Below are 10,905 nucleotides of genomic sequence, written 5' to 3'. Positions count from 1 at the left end.
CCCCTGCTGGAGAACGACCGGCGCAAGATCGAACTCATGAAGTCCCTCGTCCTGTCCATGCCCGGCACGCCGGTGCTGTACTACGGCGACGAGATCGGCATGGGCGACAACATCTATCTCGGTGACCGCGACGGCGTGCGCACGCCGATGCAGTGGTCGCCGGACCGCAACGGCGGCTTCTCGCGGGCGAACCCACAGAAGCTATTCGTGCCCTCGGTGCAGGACCCGATCTACGGCTTCGACGCCATCAACGTCGAGGCGCAGACCCAGTCGCAGACCAGTCTGCTGAACTGGACGCGCCGGATGATCGCGATCCGCAACAACTCGGTGGCCCTCGGCCGTGGCGGGATGCAGTTCCTCTACCCGTCGAACCGCAAGGTCCTGGCCTGGATCCGCGAGTTCGAGGGCGAGCGCGTTCTGTGCGTCGCCAACCTGTCGCGGGCACCCCAGGCGGTGCAGCTCGACCTCTCGGAACTGCGCAACGCCGTGCCGATCGAGCTGACCGGCGGCTCGGAATTCCCCGCCATCGGCGAACTGCCGTACCTGCTGACGCTCCCGTCCTACGGCTTCTACTGGTTCTCGCTGAGTGCGGCGAACACCGGCAGCATCGGCCCGCAGCCGGAACTGCCCGAGCTGTTCACCCTCGTGCTCACCGGCGGCATCGAGAGCCTGATGGCCGGGCGCGAGCGCACCGCCTTCGAGCGCACCGTGGCGCCGCGCTTCATCGCCACCCGGCGCTGGTTCGCCGCCAAGGGCTCGCGCATCAAGTCGGTGCAGGTCATCGACAGCGCAGCCCTGAAGGACGGCACCGGCGAAGCGAAGTTCCTGTTGCCGCGTGTCTCCGTCCACCTCTCCACCGGCGAGCGCCAGGACTACTTCGTGCCGGTGGCCGTCGACGAGGGCCGCGAGGACGAGGCGATGCTGCAGCACGCCGTCGCCCGCGTCCGGCGCGGCCCCCGCACCGGCCTGCTCCTCGGCGCTTCCGTCGTGCCCAACTTCGCCGTCTCGGTGATCGAGGGCATGCGCGAAGGCCGCGAGATCAAGACCGAGACCGGCCGCCTCGTCTTCTCGACGACTTCGGTGTTCGATCCCGAGGTGACCTTCGAGGCCGGCGACATCCGGGCGCTCAATACCGAACAGAGCAACACCTCGATCGCCATCGGCTCGAAGATGATGCTCAAGCTCCTGCGCCGCTTGCAGACGGGCGTCCATCCCGAGATCGAGGTCGGGCGCTTCCTCACCGAGACCGCGCAGTTCCACAACACCCCGGCGCTCCTCGGCGTGCTGGAGCACGTGGATGCGGAGGGCACCCGCACGGCGCTCGCCGTGCTCCAGAAGTTCGTGCCCAACCAGGGCGATGCCTGGACGCTGATGCTGGAGGGACTGCGCCGCGACTTCGACACGGTGGTCCTGGCCCCCGAGAGCGAGGCGCCGTCGCCGTCCGAGGCGTTCGAGCCGCACCTGCGCTGGGCCATCCTGCTCGGCCGACGCACGGCCGAGATGCACAACGCCTTCGCGGTGGAGACGGACGACCCGGCCTTCGCGGCCGAGCCGTTCGACCATGCCGACCTGCACGCCCTCGGCGACGACACCCGCCGCCAGGCCGAGCGGGCCTTCCGGGGCCTCGACGGGCTGGCGGGCCGTGCCTCCAACGCGGCGAGCACGGAGCTGGCCGGCCGCCGCCGCGAGGTCGAGACCGCCATCGAGGCGCTCACGGCCAAGGCGCCGGTCGGCGCGATGAAGACCCGCATCCACGGCGACTACCACCTGGGTCAGGTGCTGGCGGCCGAGGACGATCTCATTATCGTCGATTTCGAGGGCGAGCCCTCGCGTCCGGCCGACGAGCGCCGCGCCAAGTCGACGCCGCTGCGCGACGTCGCCGGGATGATGCGTTCCTTCGCCTACGGCGCCGAGACGGTGACCCGGGGAATCGCGGCCCGCTTCTCGGATTCCGAGGAGCGTGCGCGCCGGGCCTCCATCGCCTGGCGCGGCATGATCGATGCAGCCTTCCTCGACGGCTACCGCGAGGCCGTCTCAGTGAGCCGGGCCGCCGTGACCGATCCGGACACCGAGAGCCGTCTCCTCAAGCTCTCGCTCCTGACGAAGGCGCTCTACGAAGTCGATTACGAGGCCAACAATCGTCCGGACTGGATCGAAATCCCCGCACGTGGGGTTCTCAACATTCTGGACGAGATCAAGAAAGGCGTTTGAATGATGGGCATCGACGAGACGTTCGCGAAAAGGACCGGGCACCCCTCGGGCGGCTCCGGCTCGGCGGACGTTGCGCCCGTTGCCACGCGGGTGCCGGAGGCTCCGGCACCCGAGACGGCCACCCTTCACCCCGACGCGATCGCCGCCATCATGGCGGCGAACCACGGCGATCCCTTCTCGGTCCTCGGCCCCCATCAGGTCGCCAAGGGTCAGTGGGAGGTTCGTGCCGTTCTCCCCGAGGCGAAGGGCGCCACCCTCCTGGTCGGCGGCAAGCGAATCCCGTTCGAGCGCAAGCACCCGGACGGCTTCTTCGTCGCCCGCCTGCCGAGCGAGGGCCGTCCGCTCTACGAACTCGTGGTCGAGACCTGGGACGGCGTCGAGCGTTCGCGCCACGACCCCTACGGCTTCGGCTCCTCCCTAGACCAGGCGGATATCGACAACCTGCGTGAGGTCGGCAGCAACGTCACCTACCGCATCCTCGGCGCGCAGGCCCGCAACGTCGATGGGATCGAGGGCTTCCGCTTCGCCGTATGGGCCCCGAATGCCCGCCGCGTCAGCGTGGTCGGCGACTTCAACACCTGGGACGGCCGGCGCCACCCCATGCGCCTCTGGCAGAACGGCGGCGTCTGGGAGCTGTTCATCCCGGGCCTCAAGGCTGGCGCCCATTACAAGTACGAGATCCGTGGTGCCGACGGGTCGCTGCTGCCCCTTAAGGCCGATCCCGTCGCCTTCGCGGCGCAGAAGCCGCCCGAGACCGCCTCCGTCCTGCAGGGGACGAACACGCCCGCCTGGCGCGACGACAAGTGGATGGAGACGCGGGGGGCGAAGGACCCGCGCCACGTGCCGATCTCGATCTACGAGGTCCATCTGGGCTCCTGGGCGCGCGTTGCCGAGGAGGGCAATCGCTATCTGACCTACCAGGAACTCGGCGAGCGCTTGATTCCCTACGTCAAGGAAATGGGCTTCACCCATATCGAGATGCTGCCGATCACGGAGTTTCCGTTCGACGGCTCATGGGGCTACCAGCCCGTCTCGCTCTTCGCGCCGACGAGCCGCTTCGGGACACCGGACAACTTCGCGGCCTTCGTGGACGCGGCGCACGCCGCCGGTATCGGCGTGATGCTCGATTGGGTGCCGGGTCACTTCCCCCTCGACGCGCACGGCCTCGGCCAGTTCGACGGCACGCATCTCTACGAGCATGCCGACCCGCGCCAGGGCTTCCATCAGGATTGGGGCACCTACATCTACAATTTCGGCCGTACGGAGGTGTCGAGCTTCCTGGCCGCCAATGCCCGCTTCTGGCTCGAGCACTACCACCTCGACGGGCTGCGCGTGGATGCCGTCGCCTCGATGCTCTACCTCGACTACTCGCGCCGTCAGGGCGAGTGGATCCCGAACCGCTACGGCGGCAATGAGAATCTCGACGCCATCGAGTTCCTGCGCAAGACCAACGAGGCCACCTACGCGCACGCGCCGGGCACCCTCACGGTGGCGGAGGAATCGACCTCCTGGCCGGGCGTCTCGCACCCGACCTACACCGGCGGCCTCGGCTTCGGCTTCAAGTGGAACATGGGGTGGATGCACGACACCTTGAACTTCATGTCCAAGGAGACGATCCACCGCCGCTACCACCACCACGACCTGACCTTCGGGCTGCTCTACGCCTTCTCCGAGAACTTCATCCTGCCCCTGTCCCACGACGAGGTGGTGCACGGGAAGGGCTCGCTGCTCGGCAAGATGCCAGGCGATCGCTGGCAGAAGTTCGCCAACCTGCGTGCCTATTACGGCTTCATGTGGGGGCATCCGGGCAAGAAGCTGCTCTTCATGGGCTGCGAGTTCGGCCAGGAGAAGGAGTGGAATCACAACCAGAGCCTCGACTGGCATCTGCTGGACGACGGCATGCACCGAGGCGTCAAGGATCTGATCCGCGACCTCAACCATCTCTACGCGGGAACGCCGGCCCTGCACGAACGCGACACCGAGGCAGGCGGCTTTCAGTGGCTGGTGGCGGACGACCAGGACAACAGCGTCATCGCCTGGGCTCGCAAGGGCCGCGAGGCCGGTGAGGTTGCCGTCGTGGTCTCGAACTTCACGCCGGTCCCGCGCACGGGCTATCGCATCGGGGTTCCCGCCGCCGGGTTCTACCGCGAGGCGATCAACTCGGACGCCGAGGGCTATGGCGGCTCGAATGTCGGCAACCTGGGCGGCGTCCAGGCGGAGGCCGTCGAGAGCCACGGCCAACCCTACTCGGTTGCGCTGACGATCCCGCCGCTGGCCACGATGATCTTCGTACGCCAGGACTGACAGACCCGCGCTCGCGGAGAACCCTCCGCGAGCCGACCGATCCGCGTCGGCAGCGCCGAGCGATCCGGCCGCCTGAACGAAAGACGCCGGCGCGGGTCACCCGCGTCGGCGTCTTTCGTTTGCGTTCGAATGTCGTCGCCTGGGTTCAGGCGGCACGCATCCGCAGGCCGGGCATGTTGCCGAAGGCGCGGGCGTAGAGGGCGGAGTAGTTCAGCGCCGCTTCGTTCCAGCCGAAGTTCCGCGACATCGCGTGACGCCGCATGGCGTTCAGGCGCTTCTTCTGGCCGAAGGTCTCGAAGGCCCGGCGGATCGCAAGGGAGAAGCCGCGCGGCGAGGCTTCGCCGAACGTGAATCCGGTGACCCCATCCTCCACCGTGTCCGCGAGGCCGCCGGTGCGGTGGACGATCGGCAGGGAGCCGAAACGCTGGGCATACATCTGCGCGAGGCCGCAGGGCTCGAAGCGCGAGGGCATCAGCAGGAAGTCGCTGCCCGCGAACATCCGTCGGGCATCTTTCTCCTCGAAGCCCACGTGGACGCCGATGGAGGCGGGATTGCGCCGGGCGAGGTCGCGCAGAGCTCCTTCGAAGCGGCCCTCGCCCTGACCGATCACCACGAGCTGCCCACCCTCGGCCACGATCGTTTCGGCGGCACCGATGCTCAAATCGATGCCCTTCTGGTGAACGAGGCGAGAGACGATGGCGAAGAGCGGGCCGCGCGAGACCGCAAGACCGAACTGGCGCCGCACCGTCTCGGCATTGGCGCGCTTGCCCTTCCAATCGTCGATCTCGAAGCGCGCGGCGAGGTGCACGTCCGTGCTGGGGTCCCAGCTCTCGTCGATGCCGTTGAGAATGCCGGCGAGGCGCCCCTGGGCCGCTCGGGTGCGCAGCAGGCCGTCGAGGCCGCAACCGGCCTCCGGCGTCGTGATCTCGCGCGCGTAGGTCTCGCTGACCGTCGTGACGTGCGAGGCATAGTACAGGCCCGCCTTCAGGAAGGACATCTGGCCGTAGAACTCGACGCCGTCCATCTGGAAGGCATCCTCCGGCACGCCGAGATGGCCGAGGGATTCGCGCGGAAACACGCCCTGATAGGCGAGGTTGTGCACCGTGAGGATGCTCGGCACCCGCAGGCCGCTCCAGGCAAGGTAGGCCGGCGCCAGGGCCGCCTGCCAATCGTTGAGATGCAGCAGATCGGCGCTCCAGGCCGGATCGATGCCGCAGGCGATCTCCGCCGCGGCGAGGCTGAGGCGGGCGAAGCGGATGTCGTTGTCGCCGAAATCGCCCTGGGCGTTGCCGTAGGGGGTTCCGTCGCGCTGATAGAGCTCCGCGTTCAGGATCACGTAGACCTGAAGGCCGTCGCTGAGTTCGACGAGCCCCAGTTCGCACGGCGGTACGCCGGCCTTGCCGGCGAGCTGGGCCACGACCTGGATGTGGTCGAACTGCTCGACCACCTGCCGGTAACCCGGGATCAGGATGCGGACGTCGTAGTGTCTGCGTAAGGCCCGGGGGAGGGAGGCGGCCACTTCGCCGAGACCGCCGGTCTTGACGAAGTCCGCCATCTCGGGGGTCGCGAAGAGAACGCGGGGCTGAAGGGTGTGACGGGATCGAAGGGTATGTGGCGCGTCAAGGTGATCGGTCTGATCCGCCAGGCTCATGAAATCGTCCCCACGTCGCGCGAGGGGCGGGGACGGGAAACGTAGGCCCAGCATCGACGTCGACATCGTGAACGCCTTAGATCAATCGCGGTTCCTTTGCGACGCACAATCCAAGCCACGGTCACGAAGATTTTGGGTAGTCGCCGATTTTTCGCGGATCAGGAGGCCCGAAGGAGCAGAATCACGCCCTCATCGGCCGAAAGGACCAGCGATTCGCCGATCTGGGTTCCCTGACGCTCCGGATGGGTCGAGAGGAGGACGGACCACGTTCCGCCTTCCTCCCCGCCCATCGGCACGTCTTGCTGCACCGCGCTGAAATTCAGCGCGACACGGAGCGTCGCGTCGGCATCGTGCCGCTCGTAGGCCAAGACTGCTTCCGGGCAACCGGGAAAAGCGCGATAGGCGCCGACCGACAGGGCGGCGTAATCACGCCGGAGACGCAACAGGCGACGATAGAGCGTGAGGAGCGAGGTCGCGTCGTCGCACAGGGCCTCGACGTTGTGGGTCGCCGCATCCGCGCTGATCGGAAGCCAAGGCTCGGCGGTGCTGAAGCCGGCATGGACGGTCTCGTCCCACTGCATGGGCGTCCGCTCCGGGTCCCGGCCGTGGCCCGGCTCGTTGCGCTCCCAGGGGTCCTGGACCCGGTCGGGCGGGATGGGCACGTGGGCGAGCCCGATCTCGTCGCCGTAGTAGAGGGTCGGCGTGCCGCGCAGGGTCAGCAGCAGGATCGCCGCCACGGCGGCCTGCCGAAGCCCGACACGGGCCGCGATGCGCGGCTGGTCGTGGTTGCCCAGCACCCAGTTCGGCCAGCCCCCCGGCGGCAGCGCCTCCTCGTAGGCATTCACGAGGTCGCCCACCGAGCGGGCGTTCCATGGGGTCTGGATGAGCTGGAAGTTGAAGGGCAGGTCGACGCCGTTGAGGTCGGGACCGTAATAGGCGACGAGCCGCTCAACCGGAAGGTAGATCTCCCCGATCAGTACGCGCTCGGGGTAGGGTGCCAGCACGGCCCGCAATTCCGCGATGATATCGAAGACCTCGGGGCGGTCGGCCGAATAGACCTGGGCGAAGCGGTTGATCTCCGGCTGTCCCACCGCGAAGGCCGGATTCTCGGGGTTGTCGCGAAAGCCTTCGTCCTTGATCAGGTGCCAGATCACGTCGACGCGAAACCCGTCCACGCCCCGGTCGAGCCAGAAGCGCAGGGCGTCGTGCATCGCCGCGCGGACCTCGGGGTTGCGCCAGTTCAGGTCCGGCTGCTCCCGCAGAAAGGCGTGATAATAGTACTGGCCACTCTCCGCGTCGTGGGTCCAGGCCGGGCCGCCGAAATTGCTGATCCAGTTGTTGGGCGGACCGCCGTCGGGGGCGGGATCGCGCCAGATGTACCAGTCCCGCTTCGGGCTGGTGCGCGAGGCGCGGCTCTCCGCGAACCAGGGATGCGCGATGGAGGTGTGATTCGGGACGAAGTCCAGGATGACCTTGAGCCGGCGGAAATGGGCTTCCGCCACGAGGGCGTCGAAATCCGCCAGCGTGCCGAACAGCGGGTCGACGCCGCAATAATCGGCGACGTCGTAGCCGAAATCCGCCATCGGCGACGGGTAGAACGGTGAGATCCAGACCGCGTCGACGCCGAGCCAGGCGAGATAGTCCAGGCGGCGCGTGATCCCCGCCAGGTCGCCGATGCCGTCGCCGTCGCTGTCCTGGAACGAGCGGGGATAGACCTGATAAACGGTACCGCGCTTCCACCAGACCGTATCCGCCATGCAACCCCCTCCACGGCCCGCTCCGCTCGGCCGGGGCGGACCCTAGCGGGAGAACGCGCGCTCCGCGACCCACCGGTGACCGTCTGCGTTCAGACAATATTCCAACGTCATGCGGTCTCATTCCCGTGCACTTTGGTCTACACGGACCGTCAGTGGGACGCGGCACGCAGGATTGTGCGGCGCAGCGTTGCCGCGGAGGTCATGCTCGGGCAAGCAACCGCGCGCAATGCTCATCGCCTGGATTGGCCGGCGGGCAGGTTTGTGGCGATGCTACGGCGGGTGTGCTGACCGGTTCGGACGATGCATTGCTTGGCAGAGAGTCTTAACGAATCCGATCTCCTGAGAGTGATTGAATAGCGCGACCAAGATGGCTGAACCGAACGAAGAACAGGAACGCTGCACTGGACGGACCCGGCGGGTCGACGGTCCGGTTCGCGTATCCAGGTTCCGCGGTTGAGAAGGGGGGACTTGAGACGTGTTGAACGAAAAACTGATCAGACGGGATGGACGCGATGAGGCTTCCGCAGCGACGGGTTCGGACATGACGGTGCAGCGTGACGCGAGCGCCACGCCCGCGCCGGTCCGCCCGGGCCGGGTGAGCCCGGAACGGACGATCTCGGGCAACGCCGTCGCCGACCTGCGCGAGACGATCGTCGCCAAGCTCGCCTACGCGATCGGACGAACCCCCGCCAATGCCCGCGAGCGCGATTGGTTCGCCGCGACCGCGCTGGCCCTGCGCGACCGGATCGTGGACGCCTGCATGGACGGCGAGCGCTCCATACCCAACAAGCGGGTCTACTACCTGTCCCTCGAGTTTCTGATCGGACGGCTCCTGTCCGACGCCATGAACAACCTCGGACTCGTCGAGACGACGCGCGCGGCCCTGCGCGAACTCGGCGTCGACCTCGGTGACGTGGAGGCCGCCGAGCCGGACGCCGCCCTCGGGAACGGTGGCCTCGGCCGCCTCGCCGCCTGCTTCATGGAGAGCATGGCGAGCCTGTCGATCCCGGCCATCGGCTACGGCATCCGCTACGATCACGGCCTGTTCCGGCAGTCGCTGGAGGACGGCTGGCAGAAGGAAGCGCCCGAGACCTGGCTCGCGGAGGGCAATCCCTGGGAGTTCGTCCGGCCGGAGGCCACCTACACCATCGGCTTCGGCGGACACGTCACCATGTCGTCCGTGTCCGAGGGGGTGATCCGTCGTCACTGGCACCCGGCCGAGACGGTGCGCGCCGTCGCGAACGACGTACCGGTGGTCGGCTGGCGCGGGCGCCACGTGAACACCCTGCGCCTGTGGAAGGCGGAGGCCGAGGTCCCCGTCGACCTGGCGCGCTTCAACGGCGGCGACCATGTCGGCGCCGTCGCGGGCCGGGCCCGGGCCGAGGCGATCTCGCGGGTGCTCTATCCGAGCGACTCGTCGGCCGAGGGCCAGGAGCTGCGCCTGCGGCAGGAATACTTCTTCACCTCCGCCTCCCTGCAGGACCTCGTGCGGCGCCACATGGCCGAGCGCGGCGACCTGCGCTCCCTGGCCGACCACGCCGCGATCCAGCTCAACGACACCCATCCGGCCATCGCGGTTCCGGAGCTGATGCGCCTCCTGCTGGAGGACCACGGCCTGAACTGGGAGGATGCCTGGCACATCACCACCAACACCCTCGGCTACACCAACCACACGCTCCTGCCCGAGGCGCTGGAGACCTGGCCGGTGGAGCTGATGGAGCGGGTGCTGCCGCGCCACATGCAGATCATCTACCTGATCAACTGGATGCACCTCGAGGAGCAGGGCAAGCACGGGCGGGGCAATGCCGCCCAGCTCGCCTCCGTCTCCCTGATCGACGAGAGCCACGGCAAGCGGGTGCGGATGGGGCACCTCGCCTTCCTCGGCGCGCGGCGCGTGAACGGCGTCTCGGCCCTGCACACCGATCTCATGCGCTCCACGGTGTTCAAGGACCTGCACGCCCTCGACACCGACAAGATCGTCAACAAGACCAACGGCATCACCTTCCGGCGCTGGCTCCACAACGCGAATCCGGAACTTACCGCGCTCGCCATCGAGGCGGTGGGACCCGAGGTGCTGGATACGCCGGAGCTCCTCACCGGCCTCGCCGATGTCGCCTCGGACCCGAACTTCCAGTCGCGCTACGCCGCCATGCGGCGCGCCCGCAAGGTGGCGCTGGCCAACGTCGTGACCGAGCGGACCGGCATCGCGATCGACCCCTCCGCCCTGTTCGACGTGCAGATCAAGCGCATCCACGAATACAAGCGCCAGCTTCTCAACGTCATCGAGACGGTGGCGCTCTACCAGGCGATCAAGGCGGACCCGAAGCGGGACTGGACGCCCCGCGTCAAGATCTTCGGCGGCAAGGCGGCGCCGAGCTACGTCCAAGCCAAGCTCATCATCAAGCTCGCCTGCGACGTCGCCAAGGTTGTCAATGCCGATCCGGACGTCGCCGGGCGCCTGACCGTGGCGTTCCTGCCGAACTATTCGGTCAGTCTCGCCGAGGCGATCATTCCGGCGGCCGATCTCTCGGAGCAGATCTCCACGGCCGGCATGGAGGCGTCGGGCACCGGCAACATGAAGCTCGCCCTCAACGGCGCGCTGACCATCGGCACCCTGGACGGCGCGAACATCGAGATCCGCGACCATGTCGGCCCGGAGAACATCTTCATCTTCGGCCTGGATGCCGCCGGGGTGCAGGCCCGCATGGCGGAGCCGAATTACGCCGAGGCCGCCATCGCCGCCTCGCCGCGCCTGAAGGCCGCCCTCGATCTCATCGAATCCGGCCGGTTCTCGCCGGAGGAGCCCGGGCGCTTCCGGCCTATCGTCGACGACCTGCGCCACAACGACCGCTACCTGCTCACCGTCGATTTCGACGATTACTGGCGCGCCCAGCGCGCGGTCGATGCCGCCTGGAACGACCCGGCGGCGTGGTGGCGCGCGGCGATCCTCAACACGGCGCGGATGGCGTGGTTCTCGTCGGA

The 10,905-nt window shown here is 67.9% G+C and carries 4 protein-coding genes and 1 pseudogene; 3 read left to right on the top strand and 2 right to left on the bottom strand.

Going from position 1 to position 10,905, the window contains the following annotated elements; genetic code table 11:
• Together K2X24_RS14255 and glgB are read left to right on the top strand one after the other, a co-directional pair.
• Nucleotides 1-2,211, top strand: a 2,211-nt coding sequence (locus K2X24_RS14255) for a putative maltokinase (protein WP_292499041.1), incomplete at its 5' end; no start/stop codon positions are given.
• Nucleotides 2,212-4,515, top strand: coding sequence for a 1,4-alpha-glucan branching protein GlgB (gene glgB / locus K2X24_RS14250; protein WP_292499040.1), 2,304 nt, complete (start codon nt 2,212-2,214; stop codon nt 4,513-4,515).
• A 145-nt stretch (nt 4,516-4,660) separates the two neighbouring features.
• Here the strand turns inward: glgB and glgA are convergent.
• Together glgA and K2X24_RS14240 are read right to left on the bottom strand one after the other, a co-directional pair.
• Nucleotides 4,661-6,121, bottom strand: a pseudogene (gene glgA / locus K2X24_RS14245) (glycogen synthase GlgA); the annotation flags it as partial.
• 203 nt (nt 6,122-6,324) lie between these two features.
• Nucleotides 6,325-7,923 carry an alpha-amylase family glycosyl hydrolase gene (locus K2X24_RS14240; RefSeq protein WP_292499039.1) on the bottom strand — a complete coding sequence of 533 codons (1,599 nt, stop codon included), beginning with the start codon at nt 7,921-7,923 and terminating at the stop codon, nt 6,325-6,327.
• 475 nt (nt 7,924-8,398) lie between these two features.
• On the opposite strand from K2X24_RS14240, the gene K2X24_RS14235 reads away from it, so the two are divergent.
• A partial coding sequence (locus tag K2X24_RS14235; RefSeq protein ID WP_292499038.1) for a glycogen/starch/alpha-glucan phosphorylase occupies nt 8,399-10,905 on the top strand: 2,507 nt, incomplete at its 3' end.

Source organism: Methylobacterium sp., assembly GCF_019750675.1.
Taxonomy (GTDB): domain Bacteria; phylum Pseudomonadota; class Alphaproteobacteria; order Rhizobiales; family Beijerinckiaceae; genus Methylobacterium.
The sequence above is the reverse complement of the archived record's forward strand: the minus strand, read 5'-3'. Positions and strand labels throughout refer to the sequence as shown.

What these genes read in the sequence shown, in the direction of transcription:
- glgB (WP_292499040.1), top strand. Translation starts at nt 2,212, where the DNA reads ATGATGGGCATCGACGAGACGTTCGCGAAAAGGACCGGGCACCCCTCG.
- K2X24_RS14240 (WP_292499039.1), bottom strand. Translation starts at nt 7,923, where the DNA reads ATGGCGGATACGGTCTGGTGGAAGCGCGGTACCGTTTATCAGGTCTAT.